Origin of the sequence: Desulfurivibrio alkaliphilus AHT 2 (assembly GCF_000092205.1) — a bacterium.
Lineage (GTDB): Bacteria > Desulfobacterota > Desulfobulbia > Desulfobulbales > Desulfurivibrionaceae > Desulfurivibrio > Desulfurivibrio alkaliphilus.
This window is the reverse complement of the sequence record NC_014216.1, coordinates 575270-597284: the sequence shown is the minus strand read 5'-3', so window position 1 is coordinate 597284 and position 22015 is coordinate 575270. Positions and strand designations below refer to the sequence as shown.

Here is a 22015-nt window from a genome sequence, read left to right as displayed (position 1 = left end):
AGCATAAAGATATGAGCGATCAGACCAAGCCTGTGCCCGCCGATTTTATCCGGGCCATCATCACCGAAGACCTGGCCGCCGGCAAACATGACGAGGTGGTTACCCGCTTTCCGCCGGAACCCAATGGTTACCTGCATATCGGGCACGCCAAGTCCATCTGCCTTAACTTCGGCCTGGCCCGGGAGTTCACCCCGGCCCGCTGCCACCTACGCTTCGACGACACCAACCCCAGCAAGGAAGAGCACGAATACGTCGAGGCCATCAAAGAGGATGTCCGCTGGCTGGGGTTCGACTGGCAGGAACACCTTTATTTCGCCTCGGATTATTTCGAGCAGCTCTACGAGTACGCCGAACAACTGATCAAAGACGGCAAGGCTTATGTCTGCGAATTAAGCGCCGAGGAGATCAGGGCCAGCCGGGGCACCCTTACCGAACCGGGCACCAACAGCCCCCACCGGGAACGCCCCCGGGAAGAGAGCCTGGAGCTGTTCCGCCGGATGCGGGCCGGGGAATTCCCCGACGGGGCCAAGGTGCTGCGGGCCAAAATCGACATGGCCTCGGGCAACCTCAACCTGCGCGACCCGGTGCTCTACCGGATCATGCACCGGGCCCACCATCGCACCGGCGAGCAGTGGTGCATCTACCCCATGTACGATTTCACCCACCCCATCTCCGATGCCCTGGAGGGGGTAACCCATTCCCTCTGCACCCTGGAGTTTGCCGATCACCGGCCCCTCTACGACTGGATTCTCGACAACCTGCCGGTACCCTGCCGCCCCCGGCAGATCGAGTTTGCCCGCCTCAACCTGGCCTATACCGTGGTCAGCAAACGCAAGTTGCTGCAACTGGTCAACGAGGGGTTTGTGCAGGGTTGGAACGACCCCCGCATGCCGACCTTATCGGGCATCCGCCGCCGGGGTTACCCGCCGGAGGCAATCCGCGACTTCTGCCGGCGCATCGGGCTGGCCAAAAAGGACAGCCTGGTGGATGTGGGGCTGCTGGAACACTGCGTGCGGGAACAACTCAACGAAACGGCCCCCCGAGTGATGGGGGTGCTGGAACCCCTCAAGGTGGTGATCACCAATTACCCGGAAGGGCAAACCGAAGAGCTGACCGGGCAAAATCATCCTCAAAAGCCGGAATTCGGCACCCGCCCCCTGCCCTTTAGCCGGGAAATCTACATTGAACGCCGGGACTTCATGGAAGAGCCGGTAAAAAAATTCTTCCGCCTGGCTCCGGGCCGCGAGGTCCGGCTGCGTTACGCTTACTTTATCAAGTGCGAGGAAGTGGTGAAAGACGAGGCCGGCGAGGTGGTGGAACTGCGCTGCACCTACGATCCGGCCACCCTGGGGGGGAACGCCCCCGACGGCCGCAAGGTTAAGGGCACCATCCACTGGGTGGCGGCCGCTCAGGCCGTCAGGGCGGAAGTTCGGCTCTACGACCGGCTGTTTACCGTGGAAAGCCCGGAAAAAGCCGCCGCCGATGGGGCTGACTTCAAGGATTTCGTCAATCCCGACTCCCTGGTGGCGCTTGAAAACTGCCTCCTGGAACCCGCCCTGGCCGAAGCCCAGCCCGACCAGCCTTACCAGTTTGAACGCCAGGGTTATTTTTGCCTGGATGCCAAGGACTCCACCCCCGAGCGGCCGGTCTTCAACCGAACCGCCACCCTGCGCGACACCTGGTCCCGGTAGGTAATCGTTCAGCAGCACCGCATCTTGCGGCGATCGAGCCGGCTTGCGTACTGAGGTACGCGGCGCCGTCTCGCTTGCCGCAACCTGCGGCACTGCTGAACGATTACCTTTACACTACTTTAGGCGCATCAGGGTCTGGTGGATTTCGTCGGCGGTGGTGATGGATTTGGAGTTGGCCTGGAAGATCCGCTGGGTCATGGTGAGGTCGGCAAACTGGCGGGCCAGGTCCACGTTGGAACCCTCCAGGGAACTGCCCAACACTTGGCCAAAGACCCCGCTGCCGGGGGTCCCGATGACCGGGTCGCCGGACTGCGCCGACGCTTGGTAGGTGTTGTTACTGCCGGGGATCAGGCCATGGTAGTTGGCGAAGTCTGCCAGCATCACCTGGGCCTGGTCATGGCTCTGACCGTTTGAGTAGTTGCCGACAATGGTGCCATCGGGCTTAACGGAAACGTTTTGCAACACCCCCGCACCATAACCGTCCTGGTCCTGAAAAATGGTGCTGCTCGACGTGGCGTAGTTGGTGGTGCGAAGCGGCGAAAGCTCCATATCCTGCCCCAACTCCAAAGCAAATTCCGCCCCCTGTTCACCAAACGGTTGGGCCAGATCAGGGTTGTCGGCCGGGCTGTTGCCGGCGGCATCCAGGTAGGTAACCGAGGTTATGGCCATCTGACTTTCACCCGGGTCGTTGGCCTGCAGTTCCAGGCGGCCGTTCCTGAGCAGAGCCGTAACATTGAAATCCGCCTCCAGCTGCAGCATCAGATCTTCCACCCGCTCACCATAATCCACCACGTAGGTGGACGTTACCTCTTCCCCCTGATGATTTAAACCCTGAAAAATAAAAGTATCGCCTTCCTGCACCTGCTGGCCGTTGCTGTCATAAACCTGATTCCAGGTAGTTAAGACATGCGCGCCGGGGGCGGCGGCGCCGGAACCGTCAGCCTTGAGCATCCCGCTGCTGGTAGCCACCTGCCGGGAAAGGGTGGTGCCGAAATCGATGGTGGAGCTAAGGTTGTCACCGGTGCCGCTGATGTTGTAGTCAAAGGAAAAAAGCCCGCTGCCGGCATCCGGCTGCTGCCAGTACTCACTGGGGAGCAGTTCTCCGGTGCCGGTTTCCTCGCCGTCGTCACCATCGGCCGGCAGCCACAGCTCCAGGTTGCCGTCCGGCGGCACGGCCCAGGCTTGGATATCCATCAACTCCCCGACACTGCTGAAGATCAGCTTGCCGTACAGCAGGGCGCCGGCCCCCTTTTCCGGTTCCGGGCCACTGTTGTAGCGACTGCCGTCGGGCATCAGGCGGCGGTCCAGGGCGGGATCATGGGTGATGAGAAACTCTCGCTCCTGGGGGTTGTCGGTATGATCAAAAAAGATGTTCAAGGGAAAGCTCTGCCCCTGGTCATCATAAGCCTCTATTGAGGTCTGGTAGTCATAGGCGCCGGCGGCCAGCGGCGGCGTGGCAGCCCCGTTCCAGGACTCATAAAGGGAGGTGGTGTCGGTGGGGGGCGCCGCACTGCTTTGCAGGTTCAACGCCAGGGTGACATTTTCGGTGGCCTGGGGCAGGGAGTCGCGCCGGACCAGAATATCGCCAGGCTGCCCGTTGCCGTTGCCATAATCCAGGTTCAACCCCTGCACCCGGTAACCGGCCGGAGTAACCAGGTTGTAAAAACCTGCCGGGGTATAATCTTCCACCTTGAGATCAAACTGGCCATCGCGGGTGTAAAGAGTTTCCCCGTTGTAATCGTTGACCATGAAAAAGCCCTTGCCGCCAATGGCCATATCGGTGGCTTTAGTGGTCTGCTCCAGGGGGCCGGGGCGGAAATTTTTGCTGATCGCCTGAATTTGAGAGCCGTTGCCCACCTCATGGAAACGATCCTGGGAAGAGGTCAGGACATTCTGGAAGGTGGTCTGGGAATTTTTGTAGGAAACGGTGTTAATGTTGGCGACATTATCACCCAGCACCGCCATGTTGCCGGCCATACTGTTGATCCCGCTCATCCCGTTGAACATCATGTTATGCAGCGACATAACTCCTCCTGCCGTAGCGAATGATTAAACAAAATCCCTCGGGCAGGTTTAGAAGCAATTAGTGTGCCAACAGCAAAAGGGGGTTCACCGGGAAGTTTTTGCCGCCGCCGGTTCAGTCCAGGCCGGCAAGAAAGTTGAAGTTATCGGTATCGCCGCTCCGGCGATGGGTTTTACCGGCCTGGCGCAACAGGGGCAGCAGCTCCTGGCGGCTTATCTTTTGGTAACGCAAATCAACCACCCCGAAAGCCAAGCCTGCGGCGGCCAATTCCTCGGCCCGGGAGAGCAGGGAAAAGGGTCGGGCAGCCAGGGCCAGAGTCAGGTCATGCTCCCGCAGCAGCACGAATCTTTCCTCCCGGGGACTAAGAAAAGGCACCTGATAGCGAAAATGTACGGAATCCAGACGGGAGGTAAAAAGTGGCGGCCGGCCGTACAAGGTCAACCCCAGCGGCAGCGCCTGCCCTCCAGCCCGTTTTGGGGCGCCTTTGGGACGCAGCCCGGCCAGCAGGGCCAGCAGGTTGTCCCGATCGGTCTCGATGGCCGCCTGCACGGAGGCTAAGCCTAACTGCCCATAACTTTCACCGGCCAGACTGTTAAGAATATTCAGGGTATAATCGCCGTACAGCAGCAACGGTGAACGCGGCCGACGTTTTTTGCCGCCCTTGGCTGCCGGCGGCAAGGCCCCGGCAGCGTCGGCGAAAAGCTGCAACTGACTCAAATGGCCAAGTTGCCAGGCATTACAGTTTTTACTTCGCAGCTCGGCAATTTTTGCACGATAAAAAGGCAGGTCATTTTCCAGCATCACCGGCGGCAAAGCCCAGATCAGGCGCTCGCCCAAAGAGCGCCAAAGTTTGCCGGCCGCCGCCAGTTGCGGCCAAAAAACCGGCGACAAAGGCAGCACCACCCGCTCAACCTCCGGCGGCAGCCGCCGGGGCAGCATTTTAAGGTCATCCAAACGGAGCCACAGGGGCAAAGAAGGTGCCTTGCCCCGCCCCGGCGGGCCGGTTTTTTCCTTTTCCCGGGGCTTTTTGCCGCTCCTGCCGCCGGCCCCGGCCCCGGCTCTGGTCCTGGCGCCGCCACCGCTGCCGGCGCCGATGAAACTTATCATCTCCCGGCTGGGCAACCGCTTTTCCCAGCTCGCCGCCCGACGCCGATGCTCTTGCTTGACCGTCAGGGCGCAACGGGTTGCCATCCGCCGGCGCTGGGCCAGATCAACCAGATAAAGGCTGTCTCCGGCCCCGCCCGCCACCGGCAACCGCAACTCGACCTCCTGCCCTTCCCGGGCCGCCGCCAGGGCCTCGCCGCCGGCCGTTTGCCGCTTGCCCGAACCTGCCCCGCCATCGCTGCACAGCCTGATTTCCTGCAGGGTAAAGGCCGTCCGTTCACCATCCTGCTCACGGTGCAGACGCAGGCGATCACCTTTACGCAGCGAATGCCGCAGTTTCAACCGCGCCCACCGGCCGCCACCGGGGCTTAGTTTGCCGAGGAAATGACCGATATTGCCCGAATGACCGGGGGTGACCAACTCTTTGAAAGGTAGTTGCAAAAAACCCGTGCTGGTGCGGCGGCCCATGGCCTCCGCCAACAGGGCATACCCTTCTTCCATGGCCCGCTCCACCGTTGCGGCCCCATGCTCTCCCGGTTCCCCTGGCTTTTGCAGCGCATCAAGCACCCGCCGGTAAGCCCGCACCACCCGGTCCACATACTGGGCGCTTTTCATTCGGCCTTCAATCTTGATCGAGCCTACTCCGGCCCGCCACAACTCCGGCAGCAACTCCAGGGCCGCCAGATCGTTCATGGAAAAAAGATAGGCCGCCTTGCCCCCCTCTTCCCGGCCGGTACGACCCGCCCCCCGCCTTTTGCCAGGCCCGCCGGGCTGGGGCGCCGACCAGCGATAAGCCCGACGGCAGGGCTGCACGCAGCGGCCGCGCATGCTGCTCTTGCCGCCCAGGTAACTGCTGAACAGACAGAGGCCGGAATAGCTGAAACACATGGCCCCGTGCACGAAAACCTCCAGCCCTACCCGGGATTGCCGGCCAATGTCGGCAATCTCCGCCAGGGTCAACTCGCGAGCCAGCACCACCCGCGCAAAACCCAAAGCGTCCAACTGGTGCACCGCCAGGCTGTTATGGGCCCCCATCAGGGTGCTGGCATGCAGTCGCAGGTCGGGGAAAAATCGGCGACAAAGCCGGTGCAGGCCCAGATCCTGAATAATCAGGGCATCAATCTTAAGCCCTGCCAGCATTTCCACGGTGGCGGCGGCCGAAACCAGTTCATCTTCCTTCAGCAGACTGTTCATGGCCGCGTACACCCGCACCCCGCGACCATGGGCATAATCGATCATGGCGGCAATTTCCGCCACCGGCAGATCCCTGGCCAAAGCCCGGGCGTTGGCTCCTGGAGCGCCGATATAAATCGCATCGGCCCCGGCCTCCACCGCCGCGGCAAATGTTTCCAGGTTGCCCGCCGGCGCCAGCAGTTCCATGGCCGCACGATTGCTACCGCCAGCCGGAGAATCAGGCTTCATCGGGAGAAAGAGGAAGGATGAAATAGAAGTTGTTGCCCATGGCGGTGGGTTCATACCCCACCACCCCGCCGTGGATTTCCACCACCTGTTTGATAAAGGCCAGGCCGTGACCGGTACCGGGCTTACCCTGCCCGGCCTCGCCGCGGAAGCCGTCACTGAACAGCATCTGCGCTTCCCGTTCGCTTAAATGCTCTCCGGTGGTAAAGACGTTGAACTTGACCCCATCTTTCCCCGGGCCAAAATAGTCGCTGAGATATTCCCGGCCGTAGGCCATGAGCTTAATCGTCTCACCGTTATGGTCATGCACCGATGAGGTATACTTGACGGCGTTGGAAAAAAAGTTGGCGTAAACCTGGGAGAGCAGCCCCACATCCACCCGCAGGGTAATTTCCTCTTCGGCCATGTCCCTGGGCTGGGAAATTTTGATCCCCTGCCTGACCAGGCGATTGCCGTAGTGTTCCAGTTGCGGCGCAATCACCTCTTTTTCAATGGAACAGGCCCGGGGGCGCAAAACCAGATGGCCTTTACGAAAATGATCGCGCCGGAACAGGCTTTCCAGAAAAAGGCTGTAATTGTTGTAATGCTCCTGCATCTCCCGATGATTGGCAGCCAGCTCATCGTAAATGAGCTCCAGCCGCTGCTGCACCAGACCGCAGGTCTGACCGTCACAAAGGTCCGCCTGGCGCATGCGGGAAAATTCCTGACTGACCTCCTCCAACTCCGCCAGCCGTTTGCGCAACTTGTTGAACAGGTGGCGGAAATACATGTTGGGGGTGATCACGTTGTGTTCAATATCGGTCACCAGGTTGTTGATAAACCTGAGGTGTCGGATATTCTGCTGGGCGATCAGGCGATTGTGCAGGTTGTAACCGATCCGGTTGGCATATTTGCGGAGAAAAAAGCGATCCGCCTTATCCATTGCCGCCCCGCCGGCAATCTCCAGCCGGCCCAAAACCAGATCGGCCACGGAACGCTCTTCGGTGCTGCTGTCATAGGGCGATGGTTTGCGTTGAATAGGGACATGCAGGGAATCATCCTTGGCCCGGGTACGGCAACTAAGATCAGTCGTCGCCACCGGCTCCGGCGGAGTTACCAGCCCACTCTCGCTGTCGCAAATCAGTTGCAGGGTGTTCCGGCGCTCATTGAGCAGATAGAGGCGGGCTTTCAAGCCGAGCATGACCCGGGGCACGGCCACGCAGACCCGGTAAAAGTCTTCCATGGAATCATATTCCTGGGCCAGGTCGAAAAATGTCCGCAACACGGCATTCTGGGCCTCGGAAAAGTTATAGCGCCGGTAGCTGCGCTGCTTTTCCTCCACCCGCTTCAGCACCATCTGCAGGGCGCTTTGTTCTTCCCCGGCACTCATCGTTTACCCCTGGCGCACCAGTACCACCTCGTCCACGCCGTCATGTTCCCGCAACAGGACATGGACATGTTCGCCCAGCCCCACCTGAACATCCAGGCCGACAAAATCGGCCTGGATGGGCAACTCCCGCCCGCCGCGATCAACCAGGGACGCCAGTTGAATGCAACGGGGCCGGCCCAGGTCCATGATGGCGTCCAGGGCCGCCCGGATGGTGCGGCCGGTGAACACCACATCATCCACCAGCACCACCACCTTGTCCTGCAGCGAAAAATCGATGGCGGTCTTTTTCACCACCGGATTCTGCGCCGCCAGGCTCCAGTCGTCGCGGTAGAGGGTGATATCCAGACTGCCGGCGGGCAGGCTGATCCCGAACTGTTCCTGGATCAGGGCCTGGATGCGCTGGGCCAGGTACACCCCGCCGGTGTAAATACCGATAATGGCCAGGTTTTCCACCCCATGGTTATGCTCGACAATCTGCATGGACATGCGGGAAAGGGTGCGGTCGATATCGTCGCCGTCCAGTAGCCTGGTTTTGACTTTTTGCATTTTGTGCCTCTTTTAAATTGGTGAAACCGCTAAAGCCAGAACGCCTCCACCCCTCTTGCCGCCACCAGGTTCACCGCCTCGGGGTAGGCCTGGCATTCGGCGGCAAAGACCCGGGCGGCGATGTCCTCCGGGCTGTCGCCATCTTCCAGGGCCACGCAGCGCTGCACCACGATGGGCCCCTCGTCGTACACCTCGTTGGCAAAATGGACCGTGCAACCGCTGACCTTCACCCCCCGGGCCTTCACCGCCCGATGCACCCGCATGCCGTACATGCCGTCGCCGCAAAAGGAAGGGATCAGCGAAGGGTGAATATTGAGCACCGACCGGCGCAAATGCTCCGGCGGGGTGTAGAGCTTGAGGAAACCGGCCAGCAGCACCAGGTCGACGGGGTAATCGGCCAAAATACGGTTAATCGCCTCGTTATTCTCCCCGTGGAAGGCCGGGATGCCGTAATTACGGGCCTTTTCCAGCCCCAGGGCGTCGGCGGTATTGGCCACCACCACCTGGATCTTGCCGGCCATCCGACCTTCGCTGATCTGCTGCTGAAAGTTGTCCAGAGTCCGACCGGAGCCGGACAACAAAACCGCCAGATTCATGGTCACCTTACTCCTGCAGCGAGGGTTCGTTGTCCGCGTCCACCTGCTTGAGCCAGGTGGTAATGGCGGTATCGTAGCAGCCGGTAAGCTCAAAGACCTTGACCGCCAGGCGGAAACGGGTTTTCAGGGTGGTATTGCCGTGCTCTTTCAGTTCGGCCAGCACCTGGGGGTAGTCGGCCGGGTCGACGATCACCGTAACGTCACGGAAGTTCTTGGCCGACGAGCGAAGCATGGTGGGGCCGCCGATGTCGATGTTTTCAATGGCCTTGTCCAGGGTGCAGGCCGGATCGGCCACGGTTTTTTCAAAGGCGTAAAGATTGACCGCTACAATATCGATGGGCTCCAAACCGTGCTCCTGCATCTGGCGCACGTGCTCGGGGTTGTCGCGCCGGGCCAGCAAGCCACCGTGGACCTTGGGGTGCAGGGTCTTGACCCGGCCATCAAGCATCTCGGGAAAGCCGGTAAATTCGGCCACGTCCTTGACCGCAATGCCATGCTCGCGCATCTTTTTGGCGGTCCCGCCGGTGGAAAGAATTTCAATACCCAGCTTGGCCAGTTCCCCGGCGAATTCTTCAATCCCGCTTTTGTCCGTCAGGCTGATCAGCGCCCTTTGTGCTTTGCCCATTGCCGCTTCTCCTCGTGGTAACAGTTAATCACTTAATACAGTAAGGTATAAAAGGTTTTGGTTCCATTTATTTGAACCCTGTCGCAGGGCGCAATTTAACACAGTAAGCAGCGGGAGCACAGAGGAAAAGCAGGATAAAGCAAGTTGGCGAGGCGCGACCGCTACTCGTCGCTTTTACGAATGAATCTTTTGATCAGGCGGCGGTCCCGCTTGCCGGGGCGGCCGGCCGGGGGTTGGGGGGCGGTCTTGCGGGCCAGGCGGCGCTGTTCGATCAGCTCCTGCCTCTTAGCCTGGCTGGCCGGGTCCTCCTCATAAAGCTCCGCCGCCAGGGGGGCCGAGAGCCGGCGGCTGGCCACCTGCCGCACGGTAAGGACAAACTCGTACTCACCCTTGTGTATCTCCAGCCGGTCACCGGGCCCCAGCAACCGGGCCGCCTTGGCCCGCTGGCCGTTCAAGTGCACCTTGCCGCCGTTGACCGCCTGGGCCGCCATGCTGCGGGTCTTGAAAAAACGGGCGGCCCACAGCCACTTGTCGATTCTGACCTTTTCCACTTATTCGCGCCGCTGGAGGTTTATGATTTCAATGGCAGTTGCTGCGGGCAGGAGCCCTCTTCTTCGATGGGCTTGAAAAAACGGGCAAAATCGATTTGGTAGTCGAAATCATCCTGCTCCTTGCGTCGTTGGCCGCGCAGGTCCAGGTTGCGCACCAGGATCAGCTCGGCGGTGATGTTGGAGGCCTGGATCAGCTTCATCCCGGAGGGCGCCCAGACGCCGCTGCCGCCCCAGAAGTAGTCGCCGGTTACCTGGTGCGGCCCCACGGCGTTGGCGGCCAGGCTCCAGACCTGGTTGTAGGCGGCCTTGGAGGAGTTCATCAGGTTCCACAGGTAGCCGTAATAATGGTCGGTCATGATGTTCATCCGGTCGTACTCCCGCACCGCTTCCGAGCGCCAGTGGGCCATGGTGACGATGGCGTCCACCTTGTCCTTCAAGGCGTACTTGCGGGCCATCTCCACAAAACAGAGATCGTAACAGGTGAGAAAGCCCAAGCTGCCCCACTTGGTTTCGATGGTCAGCCGCCGGTCGGTGCCCTGCTTGAAGTAAAGCTGCTCCAGGGGCGGGAGGAAAATCTTGTCGTAGATAAACTCTTCCCGGTTGTAATCCAGGCTGTGGTGCAGGATGAAGGTGGAGTTGTAAAGCCCGTCATCCTTGCGCCTCACATTGTTGAAAAAGACGTATTCCAGCCCCTTGCCATCATCCCGCAGGCCGTCGCGGATGCGCTTGAGGGTGGGGGCAATCCGGCTGTTTTCCCCGGCGGCCAGCAACTCCTCCACCTCCCCCCGCCCCTGATCTTCCCAGACATAACCGGTAACACATAACTCGGGGAAAATCAGGATGTTGGCCCCATGGGTATGAGCCTGCTGCACCACCTCTTCCATCCGCTTGAGGTTAAGTTCCACATCGGAGGTTATGTGCATATTGGCCAGCAACACGCTGGGGCAATCCTCGCAGTCGGAAAACACCCGCTCTATCAATCGCAGCATAAAAATATCTCCTGAAAAGTTGCCGGCGTCGCCGACCGGGCGCGCTGGGAGGTCACGAAGGTTTGTAAGCGGTGCGGCTGAACGCTTACGAAGGTTTAAGGCGATCCAGGCGCAGTCGCTGCCGCTCGTCAAACAACCGCCGGCCGCCGATCCAGGTGGCCAGCAAAATGGCAAAACCGGTGCCGGCGGTGATCATAAACATGATCAGGATCTGGTATTTAACCGCCTCCATGGGCGGGGTGCCGGAGAGGATCTGGCCGGTCATCATCCCCGGCAGGCTCACCACGCCGGCGGCGGCCATGGCGTTGATGATGGGAATCAGGCCGATACGTACGCTCTCCCGGATGTTGTCCCGCATGGCCTCCCGCCATTCCTGGCCCAGGGCCAGCCGGGTTTCGATAATCGCCTGCTGCTGCCAGGCAAAACCGGTGAGCCGGTCCAGGGCTAAAGACACCCCGGTCATGGTGTTGCCCAGCATCATCCCCAGCAGCGGGATGGCGTACTGGGGATAATACCAGGGATCATTGCCGATGATCAGCAACAGGGCAAAGAAGGTGGTGGCAAAAGAGGAAACAAACATCGCCCCGGTACCAAGGACATACCCCCAGGCACCGCCGAAAGGCCTTTTCTGCCGGGCCATCACTTCATAACCGGCAACCAGCAGCATCACCAGAGACATCAGGCCGACCAGGAACAGGGTAGCATGGGCAAAGAGCGCCTTCAACACCAACCCCACCAGCAGCAACTGCACGGTGGTGCGCAGGGCGGCGACCAGCAACTGCCGCTCCACCCGCAGCCTGAGCAGCAGCGACAGGGCCGCCAGGACCACGATCAGGCCGGAGGCCAGCAGCAGATCAAGATAGCTCAGTTCAATCAGGCTCATGCCGGTACCTCTATCACCCTCTCCCCTTTAATCTGCAACCGCCGATCGGCCACCCGGGCCACCTGGGCCGGATCGTGGCTGACCCACAACACCGGCGCCCGGTGCTGTTTGCGGTAACGGTCGATCAAGCCTTCCACCCGGCCAATACTCTCCTGGTCCAAGCTGGCGGTGGGTTCATCCAGCAGCAGGGCCGCCGGCGCCAAGGCCAGCAAACGCAGAATCGCCAGCCGCTGCCGCTCCCCGGTGGAGCATCGGGATACCTGCCACCCCATCACCTCGGGGCCAAAACCCAGGGCGGACAGATCCGCCTGCTCCGGCCGGGGAAAATGCTCCCCCACCGTTGTCGCCCACCACTGGGACTCCGCCGGCAGCAACCCCACCCGACGCCGCCAGAGGTGAGCCGGCATGGTAACACACTCCTCACCGTTAAAACTTACCCGCCCCCGGTGGGGAATCAGGTCGGCCGCCGCCCGCAACAACAACGACTTGCCGCTGCCCGACGGACCGCCCAGGCAAACGATTTCGCCCGGCGCCACCACCAGATCCAGAGTAACCTCACGCACCCGCAGGCCTTCAATGGTCAACATTCTTTCGCCTTTATCCTCATAACTCACTTCATCCTGCCTGCCGGCGCATATTTTTACGGGATCTGGATTTGCTACACTACCGCGCCGCAACTGACCGCCGCGCCTGAATCAGGGTTCGCAGATTCAACGCCAGCACCAGCCCACCGAAGATCAATATTGCCACAAGCAACACCGGAAAATACACGAAGCCAAAGACGTTCAGCTCCATGGGCCACCCCAGCAGGAACGTGATGGGCAGGCACGGCAAAGACCAACGGTGGTTGCGCAGGAATGCGCCGCTTAGGCCGCCCCGGTCAAAAATTTGGAAGGCATAGCGCGCCAGAGCCAGGAACAGCCCCAACCTTGCGGCGGTGATCAGCGCCAGCAACCCGCCGAACGGTACCGGCCAGACCTGATAAGTGTTGGTGCTAACTTCCCAGCTCATGCCGAGTCCAAGCAGCAGATACCAGGCCACAAATGTCTGGAGTGGATGGCTAACCGCCGCCACCACGAACCACCGCCACCATTGCCATTGCCCTGCCACCACGCCTTGCGCTGCACCTGAGTGTCTCGCAGGAGGCCTTTCCTGGCCGTCATGCTTCGGCATCAGACCTTCCTGCGCTACCTGTTGTCTTGCCACGACTTACAACTACTCAGCGCTCGATGATCAGCCGGGGCGGCATGCCTACGGCCGGCACCAGGTTGCAGCGCAGGCGGCCACGCAGAAAATCGGGGGCTTCCAACTGCTGGACCATACCACGGCGATAATCTTCGAAGGTACCCAGCAGGCGCAAACAGTTGTCACGGCCGGAAGCAGCTGCCGGCGCCAAAGGCTCTCGGCAAACGGCCACAGTTTGGCCGTCAAAAGATGCATACGACGTGGTGCGACGTCGCACCGTGCTGCCGGAACGTTCACGCAGGGGTACTTCCAGTTCCATACCCACCACCAGATCCATCGCCACCGGCTCCACCTGGCGCCAATTGCCGAAAATTCTGGCCTCAACCGGGTCCAGCACACATTGCACCCTTTCCCCGTAAGCGGCCTGGCGACGCTTTTCAAGCAGCTCCGCCTGAAACCGGGCAGCTTCCTCGGCCCGCGCCCGCTCCGCCGCCGCCCGTCGCTCGGCCGCCGCCCGATCAAGAGCCACCTGCTTTTCCCGGGCCTGCAACCGCTGCTCCGGACTCATCTCCAGCCATTCCGCCTCTGGAATACCCAAAGGGTAGCGGGGAGCACAGGCTGCCAAAAACAGGATAAGCATCAGGACGAAAAAAGCCGCCACCGGGAGTCGGCTCGCCATATTATTATCGAGATTCATGTTGGTTGAACTTCAACTCCATCTTCTAGGGTATAGCCGAAAAGGCTCCATTTGCCACGACCTGGAATATTTCAGATCAAGTTCCCGGAAACAGAGTACCAAAGGTAGTAAAAGTCAACAAGCAGCACATGCGATGTGTACTTAAGTGCGTGAGCCGTTCGCTGCTAGAATCAGTGCCGGGGTGCCCTATGGATTACTTGCGGATCAGCGGCTGGACGGACGGGTGTCGGAGGCGCGCCAGTTTTTTTCTTTGACAAGCTGGCTGGCAGCCATTATTGACCCATAATTTCAGCCTTAGACGAGCGTAAACCTTCTGCAGGGGTATTGTGTAGATGCGCCGGCGGGGTTTGGAGATGAGAGCGTGGTGAGAAAGATGGAGCTTGTTAAGAGAGCAATAAGGAAGAAAGCAGAAGTGAGCAGGCTGATGGGCATAATGGTTGGCAAAAAGGCGATGGTGGCAGATAGCAGGAAAAGCATGGTTGCCTTGGCAGTCGGCGGTGTTTTCGCTGTTCTGATGCTAGCGGGTTGCGGAGCCAAGGGTATAGAGACAGGCCTCGGGTTAGAGGATGGCGAGTACCGCGATTACCATGGGGTACAGGAAGCCGGCTTTTGGAAGCAGCAGCACTACGCCTTCGAAGGCAACCTGACTTACCAAGGGGTTGTGGGAGATTGTGAAGGCAATAAGCTGCCCGAAGAAACCATGGAAGCGACGATTGCGACCAAACTCTTTTTAAGCGACGACGGCCGAATCGAAGGATCTCGGATGCTGGTACGGGCCAATGGGATGATTTGGGCAATCGATACCGAGTTTGGAGATGGGGAAATCGTGGTAACCCAGGATTGGACTTCCGGCGGAGAGCACGTCCATGATATCCATAATTTTGAGATCGCTTTTAACCCTAAGAAGCTGAGCGTCGAAGCGGCTCTTAACGAAAAATACGACGACCAGGAAGATGAAATCCAGCGCTGCTATTTTCGCCACTATCAGATTTTGGCTACCGGACAAGGCGAGAGCGTTGAGAGTTTTGGGCGCTATCGTTTCGAGAACATGGATCTGATCTTTAATTATCGCACCGAGTTAGCTGATATACAGCGGCGCTGGCCGAGTATGGCAAAGCATATCCACGATCGGATCGGGCGGATTGGTCGCGCTACGGATCGGCAGGAAAAAATCTCGGCGATCGAAGACACGCTGGCGCTGGTTCGGTTGCACCTGGGGCCAGAAAGCGCAACTTATTTAAGTTTGTTGTTTGCACTGCATGACACGTTAAGTGAAGAGCCGATTGCGTATGAGGATTTGCCCCGTACGATGGAACTGGCCCGCTTGCTGGTTTTGGAAGCGCAGAAGCGGTATGGGGAAGAAAGCGTGAGAGCAAAGCTGGTCAAAGGTTGGTACGATCAGTACCGGCTGAAAATGGGGCTGTTGGGGGAGATATCGAACACAATGCCAGGATCAGCGGCTGATCGTCGAGAAGATACTGACAGGGCGAAAAAACAGAGATAACAGAGTCTCTCATTATAACTGTTCAGCGTAACCGTTCACCAGGGGTAGATAGCCGGGGCGCCAGCGCATGCCGTCGATGAGGCGGGCCAGGCGGGTGGGGTCGTTGTGGTGCTGGTAGGTGCTGACGGCGCAGGGGCCGGCCACCCCGGCCTTGATGGCGCTTTCACCCACCGCCACCGCCACCGCCCGGCTTACCTCCCGCAGTTCGCCGACCTCGGGCAGCAGAACACCGGCGGCCAAATCGGCCGGCGCCACCCGGTCGGCCACCGCCCGCGCGGCGGCGGTGAAAAATTCCGGCCGCACCTCAGCCGCCCCGCTGGCCAAGACCCCCAGCCCAACCCCGGGAAAGATAAAGACGTTGTTGCACTGCCCCACCCGCACCATACGCCCCTGGCTGAGCAAGGGTGGGAAGGGGCTGCCGGTGGCCACCAGGGCGCGCCCCTGGCTCCACTGCGCAAGCTCGGCGGGCCTGGCCTCACTCTGTCCGGTGGGGTTGCTTAAAGGCAGAATCACCGGACGGGCGGTATTGGCCAGCATGGCCTGAACCAGTTCGCGGCCAAAGGCGTCCGCCTGGCCGGAAGTGCCGATGAGCACCGTAACACCGGCCTTTCTCACCAGCTCGGCCAACGAGCCGGCCCCGGTTTCCCGCAGCCAGGGTAAGGTGGCGGGATCGTGGGCGAACTTCTTTTTGTAGGGTTCCAACGACCGATCGGTGGTGACCAGGCCCCGCCGGTCCACGGTGAAAATGCGTGCCCGGGCCGCCGTTTCATCCAGGCCCTCTTCCTGCAGGGCAACGGCCAACTGTTCGGCAATCCCAATGCCGCCGGCCCCCGCCCCATGCACCAGGAACACCTGGTCGCCAAGCTTTTCCCCTTTGCTGCGCAGGGCGGCAAGAATAGCCGCCAGGGCCACGGCACCGGTACCTTGGATGTCGTCGTTGAAAGAAATCAACCGGTGCAGGTAGGCATCCCGGATGGCGAAGGCGTTCTGCTTGGAAAAATCCTCCCACTGGCACAGGGCATGCGGAAAAACCGCCTTAAAGGCCAGGGCAAAACGCTGCACGAAGGCTACATAATCGTCATCCCGCAGGCGGGGATGACGCCAGCCCAGATAGTTGTCGTCGTTGAGCAACTCCGGGTTGTCGGTGCCCACATCCAGGGAGATCGGCAGGCAGTGCCAGGGGGCGATCCCGGCCCCCTGGGTATAGAGCATCAACTTGCCCAGGCAGATGGCAATACCGCCCACCCCCTGGTCACCGATTCCCAAAATCCCTTGGTTGTCGGTGACCACCGCCACCCTGATCTGGCGGGGCACGAAGCGGCGCAGAATCTCTTCGGCCCGGTCGATATTGCCCGGGTAAAAGAAGAGCCCGTTGGCCTTGCGGAACATGGAGGAATAATGGCGGCAGGCCTCCCCCACGGTGGGGGTGTAGATAATGGGCAGGTAGCGTTCAAGATCGCTGGCGATCAGGGCGTGGGCCAGGGCGACGTTGCGGTCGAACAGGGAACGGAGATAGATGAACTTCTCCAGGTCGCTGCTCTTTTGCGCACAAGTTTGGCGGCTGTTGGCCATCTGGTTTGCCAGGGAGCGGATGCTGGGCGGCAGGGTGCCGTGGAGGGCGAACAGCTCTCTTTCTTCCTGGGTAAAGGCGGTGCCTTTATTGATAAAGGAGTTGTCGTAAACGTCGATTCCCCGGGCCAAAATTTCAATTTCCCGGGTGTTGCCAAACTCGTTGTAATGCAGGCGGTAACTACTGTGAAACGGCACGGCACCCCTCCCGGTAATGAACAAAATTTAACGGCCCGTTTGGCAACGTGCCGTTAATCATGCCGTAGGGTATCGGGATTGCGAGGGGTTGTCAAAATTTAACTTTACCGCCCGGCAGGCGGCAAAGCCGGTGTTCGCCGACCGTAAGCGGCCACGGGGTGCCCTGTGCTCGGGCACCTCCGGCCGCGAACTGCTTTCATCAGGCCAACAGCCAGTCGTTGAGGCGCTGAGCGAAACGCCCCTTGAGGTCTTCGGCAGCCTGATTGGTGCGCTCCACCAAGGCAGGATGTTTTTCCAAATGCTCGGCGGCGGCCCGGTCGATGGCCAGGTTGGCTAAAGAGCCGGACAGGGGCGAGAGGCGCGGGTGCTTGGTCATGGTGGCCTGGATCTGTTCCAGCATCCGCTGTGAAGGCGGCAGGTGGCCCAGCTTTCGACCGTTGTTGCCGGTTTTTTCCGCCTGCTGCCGGGCCTCCGCCGCTTCGGCGGTGCGCTCATCCAGCCATTCCTGCAACTGCTGCCAGCGGGCCTGCAGCACATTGCCGTAATTAAATTGGTCGGCGGCCGGTAACTGCTCCGGCTCCCGACTCCAGCCGGCATGGGCCGGCAACGCAGGACCCCGCTCGCTGTATGCCGCCTGCTGGCTGATCATACTGGTCTGGATAAAGGTGGCCTGCAATTCGGCGATACTCCCCATATCACCCAGGGAAAGTGCTCCGACCATGGCCTGCTCGTAGTCGCCGTTGAAGAAATCGGCGGCAATGGTGCTCAGCTCACCCAGCAGGCGCTCGATATCGCGCAGCTCTTCCTCGTTGAGATCGCCCTGTACGCTGATGGAAAAAGCCTGCTTTTCGAGTCCGGACATGGTCAGGCTCTGGACATGCCCGCCGGCCGAAACTTGCTGCCCGTAGGCCAACGCATGGGCCTGCTGCTGGCTGCTGCGAATGGTCACCACGTCGCCCTCGGCGGTGGTCAATGAAATTGAAGCCTGACGGCTGAAGGCGGCAAATTCCCGGTAGGCAACCTGCTGCTGATGATTGGTGGCCAGTGGTGCGGCAGAGGCGGACAGGGCCTTGCCGGCGGGCAGACAACAGTTCATAACCAGGCTCCCGAAAAAGTTGATGGGCAGATTTAAAAAAACAAATCCCGGATATCAACCGTATCGGCAACAGAGATTTTTTTCTTTAACACTTCATGGCTGCCCCGGCTCCGTTTGCCCCAAGGCGCCGCTTTGCACCCGCCATAGTCCGGCGTAGACCCCGCCCTGGGCCAGCAGTTGCTCGTGGGTGCCCCGTTCGGCAATGGTGCCCTCCACCAGTACCAGGATCTCGTCGCATTGCCGGATGGTGGACAGGCGATGGGCCACGGCCACGGTCATGCGGCCGTCTTTCATCCGCTGCAGGTTTTGCTGGATCAACTCTTCGGTGCGGGTGTCCACCGCCGAGGTGGCCTCGTCCAGCACCAGCAGGGCCGGGTCGCGCAACACCGCCCGGGCCAGCGAAATCCGCTGCTGCTGGCCGCCGGAAAGCTTCAGCCCCCGTTCACCGATCATGGTGTCGTACTGCTCCGGCAACTGTTCGATGAACTCCGCCGCCCCGGCAATTTCCGCCGCCTGCCGCACCGCCGCCGGGTCGGCCTCCGGTGAGCCCAGGCGGATATTTTCCGCCACCGTGCCGTAAAAGAGGAAGGCATCCTGGGAAACGTAGCCCACGTGGCGGCGGTAATCGGCAAGCTTGAGCCGCGGCAGCGGCTGGTCATTGACCAGAATTTCGCCCTCATGGGGGTCGTAGTAGCGCAACAGCAGCTTGACCAGGGTGCTCTTGCCCGCCCCGGTGGGGCCGACAATGCCCAACACCCGGCCCCGGCGCAATTCAAAACCGATCTGCCGCAGCACCGGCCTGGTTGCGCGGTAGGCAAAGCCCACTTCGCGCAGCACAATCTTGGCCGGCGGCTCGGCAAGCGCCACCGCTTGGTGATGGTCCTTCACCCGGGGCTCGGTGGCCAGCAGGTTGGCAATCCGCCGGGCCGAGGCCTCGGCCCGCTGGATCTGGTTGATCAGCATGCCGAAGATAAAGAGGGGAAAAACCAGGCGCACGGCAAAGAGCACAAAGGTGGTGAAGCTGCCGATGGTGGGCCCGTGCTCGGTGGCGGTGAGCCAGGCGCCGCCGGTAATCAGCAGAGCAAAGGCCAGGCCGGTCACCAGGTAGATCAGGGGAATGAAGCGGGCCCGCTCCCGGGCGGCGGCAATGGCCGCTTCCACGTAAGAGCTGGAACGCCCGGCCACCAGCCGCAACTGCTCGGCCTCGGCGGTGAAGGCCTGAATAACCCCGATCCCCCGAATATTGTTTTCCAGAATGCTGTTGATCTCCCCCACCGCGCGGCGGGCCTTGCGGTACTGGGGCTGCACCCGCACGGCAAAGAAACGCACCGCGATAATGGCAAAGGGCAAGGGGGCGATCAGCAGCAGGGCCAGCCGCCAGTCCAGCCAGAAGAGAAAGCCGTAAACCCCGACAAAGGTAATCACCAGCCGTACCACGTTGGTGGTGACATCGGAGAAAAAGTGCTCCAGGTTGTCCACGTCGTTGGAGGCCACCGCCAGCAGGTCGCCGGTCTGCCGATCTTCGAAAAAACTGGCATCCAGCCCCTGCATCCGCTGATAAACCGCCAGCCGCAGGTCGTGGCGCACCTTCTGGGCCATGGAATCCAGGCAGTAATCGCTGATGCTCTGGAAAACCGCCAGGGCCAGGAAGGTACCCAGCACCGCCAGCCCGAACCAGGCAAAAAGCCCCGGTTCGGCGGCGGCGGCCCCTTGGGTGCTGATCAGGTCCACCACCCAGCCGATGAGCACCAGGGGCAGCAGATCGAACAGCCGGGCCAGGGCGTTGAGCACCAGCCCCACCCCCACCCGCTTTTTATAGGGCGCGACAAAGGGAAAAATCCGCCAGAGATAGGTGCCCAGGGAGGAAGATTGATCGGCGGCGGCTTCGGTTTCGGGAGTGCTGGACGGCGGGGTGGCAGGGCTCATGAAATGGCTTAATCCGACTTTCGACTGTCATTTCCGGCTGAAACCGGGTATAAAGGCAGGCCTGAACGATTACAGCCAGTTAAAAAAGTCCAAACTGAACACCTCAAGCCATATGGAACTGCAAAGCGTCGGCATTAAAGATATCAGTTACCCCATCACCGTGCGAGAAAAATCAGGCGGCCTGCAACCCACGGTGGCCACCATCGACTTGCGGGCCAACCTGCCCCGCCAGTACCGGGATACCTGCGTAACCACCTTTATCGAGGTTTTGAACCGCTACCAGGAGGAGATGAGCAACCGGATTTTCCGCAAGCTGCTGGCGGAGGTAAAGGATAAGCTGCGGGCGGACTCGGCCCATGTGGAGATGACCTTCCCCTATTTCCTGGAGAAAAAGGCCCCGGTAAGCGGCACCACCAGCCTGATGGAATACACCTGCCGCTTCACCGGCGGCGTCGGCCCCGACGAGGATTTCCTGCTCACCGTGCAGGTGCCCGCCACCACCCTCTGCCCCTGCTCCCGCGAAATCAGCGCCTGCGGCGCCCACAACCAGCGGGCGGAGATCACCCTAAGCGTTAAGTACCGGGAATTCATCTGGCTGGAGGAGCTGATCGAGATGGCCGAGGCCGGCAGCTCCTGCGAGGTCTTCGCCCTGCTCAAGCGCCCCGACGAAAAATACGTTACCGAGGCGGCCTACCAAAACCCCATGTTTGTCGAAGACGTGGTACGCAAAGTGGCGGAACTGGCCGCCGGCCACCCGGCCATCTCCTGGTTCGGAGTGGGCGCGGAAAGCTTCGAGTCCATCCACAAACACAGCGCCTATGCCTACGTGGACAGCAACGACCTGTAAGCCTGCAGGGGTGTGGTGCTACCCCCAAAAGCAACCATAGGCGTCTTCCCTCTACGCCGCCCGCAAAAAGAATTCGACTTTCACGGCCTCAAACGGAAAGACGATCCGGCCGTCCTCGATGCGGTCAAGCACACCAGCGTTCAGCAGCGCCGTTACGTCGCCGTGGACGTCCTTCACGTCTCGGCCGACACGACGGGCTGTCTCACGAATTGACACCGGACCGGCTCCACACAATGCCTTCAGAATTTCCCACCGCTTTTCGGTGAGCACTTTCCAAAGCAGTTCGGGAGTGGCAAAGCTGATCCGGGCGGAACTTTGCGGCTTGCCAGTTTTCCTGGCTTGGGTAAAGTCCGCCATTGCATCAGAGGGTGAGCGGACGTCAAGAGTTACGGTTTTCATTGTTCCACCTCTCAATGGCAAGGCGGGAACGCTAGCCATCAGCCGTGCGAGGTACGAGCGGCGGCTGTGCATATCCTTGTTGGGCGATGCAATCAAAAGCTACTCCGCCTTATAACCTTTTGGCGACTCCATTAGCCTGAGCTGCTGCCTACCAGTATGACCGTTACGCTTAGCCACTCCATACAATGAGTTTTCTTCCACATCTTCATTCCCCCATTGATGCCATCCCGGCTGATTGAAACGCGCGAAAAGCTCCAAATATGGGCCTGGCGAGCACGCCTCAATGAGTTGGTATATCTCATCAGGCTTTCTTGAATGTTCTCGTTTACGTGTCGCGAATAGATTTACCTGGGTTCTACCCGCCGGAAGCGTTCTCATGCTTCCCCGGACGCCAAACAGAATCAACTCCGTAACATTACGGAAATAAAATCCGACACCTCGCCCATCAGGGCCTCCATCCTTACGGATCTTGTACCAAACAAGGTTTGTCTTGTAGGTAAAGCCCCATGCCTCCATCACCTTAAGACCTTCCATAAGAAGGGCGTTCGGCACCCACAAGTAAAGATGAGACTTGGCGGCAGCCAGTCGTGAAACCGGAAGATCCATTATCTCCTTAAGCTCCATCGTAGGATACCTTAAGAGACGACGATGTTCAGGAGCCACTTTTCCTGTCCGATTTTGGAATTGCCAGGGCGGGTCTGCCAATATAGTTGAGTACTGGCCTGAGACTTTTTCAATCAAATCCTTCGATGGACTCGGCTCAGCGATGTTATATACCTTCCCTACCATAATGATCCT

At 60.2% G+C, this 22015-nt stretch carries 19 protein-coding genes and 1 pseudogene; 3 read left to right on the top strand and 17 right to left on the bottom strand.

Features of this window, described 5'->3' with window-relative positions; translation table 11 throughout:
• Nucleotides 1-11: 11 nt before the first annotated feature.
• Complete coding sequence (locus tag DAAHT2_RS02565; protein WP_013162743.1) at nt 12-1691, top strand: glutamine--tRNA ligase/YqeY domain fusion protein; 1680 nt, start codon at nt 12-14, stop codon at nt 1689-1691.
• Nucleotides 1692-1805: 114 nt separating this feature from the next.
• Here DAAHT2_RS02565 and DAAHT2_RS02560 read toward each other — a convergent pair whose 3' ends face one another.
• From DAAHT2_RS02560 to DAAHT2_RS13715, 12 genes and pseudogenes are all read right to left on the bottom strand, one after another.
• A complete protein-coding gene (locus DAAHT2_RS02560) occupies nt 1806-3716 on the bottom strand; it encodes a flagellar hook protein FlgE (RefSeq protein WP_013162742.1) in 1911 nt (636 codons plus the stop codon).
• Nucleotides 3717-3828: 112 nt separating this feature from the next.
• Nucleotides 3829-6198 carry a peptidase U32 family protein gene (locus DAAHT2_RS13720; protein WP_013162741.1) on the bottom strand — a complete coding sequence of 790 codons (2370 nt, stop codon included), beginning with the start codon at nt 6196-6198 and terminating at the stop codon, nt 3829-3831.
• A gap of 31 nt (nt 6199-6229) precedes the next feature.
• The gene (locus tag DAAHT2_RS02550; RefSeq protein ID WP_013162740.1) at nt 6230-7606 is read right to left on the bottom strand and encodes a sensor histidine kinase; all 1377 of its coding nucleotides are present in this window, start codon (nt 7604-7606) and stop codon (nt 6230-6232) included.
• Nucleotides 7607-7609: 3 nt separating this feature from the next.
• On the bottom strand, nt 7610-8152 hold the full coding sequence (pyrR, locus tag DAAHT2_RS02545; RefSeq protein WP_013162739.1) for a bifunctional pyr operon transcriptional regulator/uracil phosphoribosyltransferase PyrR: 543 nt from the start codon (nt 8150-8152) through the stop codon (nt 7610-7612).
• Nucleotides 8153-8181: 29 nt separating this feature from the next.
• Nucleotides 8182-8748 carry a phosphoribosylglycinamide formyltransferase gene (gene purN / locus DAAHT2_RS02540; protein ID WP_013162738.1) on the bottom strand — a complete coding sequence of 189 codons (567 nt, stop codon included), beginning with the start codon at nt 8746-8748 and terminating at the stop codon, nt 8182-8184.
• A gap of 43 nt (nt 8749-8791) precedes the next feature.
• Nucleotides 8792-9373, bottom strand: a pseudogene (locus DAAHT2_RS02535) (IMP cyclohydrolase); the annotation flags it as partial.
• A 161-nt stretch (nt 9374-9534) separates the two neighbouring features.
• The gene (locus DAAHT2_RS02530; RefSeq protein ID WP_013162736.1) at nt 9535-9924 is read right to left on the bottom strand and encodes an RNA-binding S4 domain-containing protein; all 390 of its coding nucleotides are present in this window, start codon (nt 9922-9924) and stop codon (nt 9535-9537) included.
• Nucleotides 9925-9944: 20 nt separating this feature from the next.
• The gene (locus tag DAAHT2_RS02525) at nt 9945-10913 is read right to left on the bottom strand and encodes a carbon-nitrogen hydrolase family protein (RefSeq protein WP_013162735.1); all 969 of its coding nucleotides are present in this window, start codon (nt 10911-10913) and stop codon (nt 9945-9947) included.
• Nucleotides 10914-10998: 85 nt separating this feature from the next.
• Nucleotides 10999-11796 carry an ABC transporter permease gene (locus DAAHT2_RS02520; protein WP_013162734.1) on the bottom strand — a complete coding sequence of 266 codons (798 nt, stop codon included), beginning with the start codon at nt 11794-11796 and terminating at the stop codon, nt 10999-11001.
• The gene (locus DAAHT2_RS02515; protein WP_013162733.1) at nt 11793-12383 is read right to left on the bottom strand and encodes an ABC transporter ATP-binding protein; all 591 of its coding nucleotides are present in this window, start codon (nt 12381-12383) and stop codon (nt 11793-11795) included. Before DAAHT2_RS02515 ends, DAAHT2_RS02520 begins: the two co-directional genes overlap by 4 nt.
• A gap of 76 nt (nt 12384-12459) precedes the next feature.
• On the bottom strand, nt 12460-12969 hold the full coding sequence (locus DAAHT2_RS02510) for a hypothetical protein (RefSeq protein WP_013162732.1): 510 nt from the start codon (nt 12967-12969) through the stop codon (nt 12460-12462).
• Nucleotides 12970-13015: 46 nt separating this feature from the next.
• A complete protein-coding gene (locus tag DAAHT2_RS13715) occupies nt 13016-13660 on the bottom strand; it encodes a hypothetical protein (RefSeq protein WP_157861392.1) in 645 nt (214 codons plus the stop codon).
• Nucleotides 13661-14051: 391 nt separating this feature from the next.
• Here DAAHT2_RS13715 and DAAHT2_RS02500 point away from each other — a divergent pair, with 391 nt between their 5' ends.
• Complete coding sequence (locus DAAHT2_RS02500) at nt 14052-15182, top strand: hypothetical protein (protein WP_041718780.1); 1131 nt, start codon at nt 14052-14054, stop codon at nt 15180-15182.
• 12 nt (nt 15183-15194) lie between these two features.
• On the opposite strand, the gene DAAHT2_RS02495 is transcribed toward DAAHT2_RS02500, so the two are convergent.
• The 3 genes from DAAHT2_RS02495 to DAAHT2_RS02485 form a co-directional block, all read right to left on the bottom strand.
• Nucleotides 15195-16949 (bottom strand): NAD-dependent malic enzyme, encoded by a 1755-nt coding sequence (locus tag DAAHT2_RS02495; protein WP_013162729.1) that lies wholly within the window; start codon nt 16947-16949, stop codon nt 15195-15197.
• A gap of 199 nt (nt 16950-17148) precedes the next feature.
• Nucleotides 17149-18045, bottom strand: coding sequence for a hypothetical protein (locus tag DAAHT2_RS02490; protein WP_013162728.1), 897 nt, complete (start codon nt 18043-18045; stop codon nt 17149-17151).
• A 93-nt stretch (nt 18046-18138) separates the two neighbouring features.
• A complete protein-coding gene (locus tag DAAHT2_RS02485) occupies nt 18139-19971 on the bottom strand; it encodes an ABC transporter ATP-binding protein (RefSeq protein WP_013162727.1) in 1833 nt (610 codons plus the stop codon).
• A gap of 112 nt (nt 19972-20083) precedes the next feature.
• Between DAAHT2_RS02485 and folE2 the strand changes: the two genes are divergently transcribed.
• Nucleotides 20084-20818 (top strand): GTP cyclohydrolase FolE2, encoded by a 735-nt coding sequence (folE2, locus tag DAAHT2_RS02480; RefSeq protein WP_013162726.1) that lies wholly within the window; start codon nt 20084-20086, stop codon nt 20816-20818.
• A 51-nt stretch (nt 20819-20869) separates the two neighbouring features.
• On the opposite strand, the gene DAAHT2_RS02475 is transcribed toward folE2, so the two are convergent.
• Both DAAHT2_RS02475 and DAAHT2_RS02470 read right to left on the bottom strand, forming a co-directional pair.
• Nucleotides 20870-21217: an HVO_A0114 family putative DNA-binding protein gene (locus DAAHT2_RS02475; RefSeq protein ID WP_013162725.1), complete on the bottom strand. Its 348-nt coding sequence runs from the start codon at nt 21215-21217 to the stop codon at nt 20870-20872.
• A gap of 99 nt (nt 21218-21316) precedes the next feature.
• A complete protein-coding gene (locus DAAHT2_RS02470; protein ID WP_013162724.1) occupies nt 21317-22006 on the bottom strand; it encodes an MT-A70 family methyltransferase in 690 nt (229 codons plus the stop codon).
• Between the last annotated feature and the right edge of the window lie 9 nt (nt 22007-22015).

Coding starts and splice junctions, on each gene's coding strand:
- DAAHT2_RS02565 (WP_013162743.1), top strand. CDS start 12: ATGAGCGATCAGACCAAGCCTGTGCCCGCCGATTTTATCCGGGCCATC.
- DAAHT2_RS02560 (WP_013162742.1), bottom strand. CDS start 3,716: ATGTCGCTGCATAACATGATGTTCAACGGGATGAGCGGGATCAACAGT.
- DAAHT2_RS13720 (WP_013162741.1), bottom strand. CDS start 6,198: ATGGAACTGCTGGCGCCGGCGGGCAACCTGGAAACATTTGCCGCGGCG.
- DAAHT2_RS02550 (WP_013162740.1), bottom strand. CDS start 7,606: ATGAGTGCCGGGGAAGAACAAAGCGCCCTGCAGATGGTGCTGAAGCGG.
- pyrR (WP_013162739.1), bottom strand. CDS start 8,152: ATGCAAAAAGTCAAAACCAGGCTACTGGACGGCGACGATATCGACCGC.
- purN (WP_013162738.1), bottom strand. CDS start 8,748: ATGAATCTGGCGGTTTTGTTGTCCGGCTCCGGTCGGACTCTGGACAAC.
- DAAHT2_RS02525 (WP_013162735.1), bottom strand. CDS start 10,913: ATGCTGCGATTGATAGAGCGGGTGTTTTCCGACTGCGAGGATTGCCCC.
- DAAHT2_RS02520 (WP_013162734.1), bottom strand. CDS start 11,796: ATGAGCCTGATTGAACTGAGCTATCTTGATCTGCTGCTGGCCTCCGGC.
- DAAHT2_RS02515 (WP_013162733.1), bottom strand. CDS start 12,383: ATGTTGACCATTGAAGGCCTGCGGGTGCGTGAGGTTACTCTGGATCTG.
- DAAHT2_RS02510 (WP_013162732.1), bottom strand. CDS start 12,969: ATGCCGAAGCATGACGGCCAGGAAAGGCCTCCTGCGAGACACTCAGGT.
- DAAHT2_RS13715 (WP_157861392.1), bottom strand. CDS start 13,660: ATGGCGAGCCGACTCCCGGTGGCGGCTTTTTTCGTCCTGATGCTTATC.
- DAAHT2_RS02500 (WP_041718780.1), top strand. CDS start 14,052: ATGGAGCTTGTTAAGAGAGCAATAAGGAAGAAAGCAGAAGTGAGCAGG.
- DAAHT2_RS02490 (WP_013162728.1), bottom strand. CDS start 18,045: ATGAACTGTTGTCTGCCCGCCGGCAAGGCCCTGTCCGCCTCTGCCGCA.
- DAAHT2_RS02485 (WP_013162727.1), bottom strand. CDS start 19,971: ATGAGCCCTGCCACCCCGCCGTCCAGCACTCCCGAAACCGAAGCCGCC.
- folE2 (WP_013162726.1), top strand. CDS start 20,084: ATGGAACTGCAAAGCGTCGGCATTAAAGATATCAGTTACCCCATCACC.
- DAAHT2_RS02475 (WP_013162725.1), bottom strand. CDS start 21,217: ATGAAAACCGTAACTCTTGACGTCCGCTCACCCTCTGATGCAATGGCG.
- DAAHT2_RS02470 (WP_013162724.1), bottom strand. CDS start 22,006: ATGGTAGGGAAGGTATATAACATCGCTGAGCCGAGTCCATCGAAGGAT.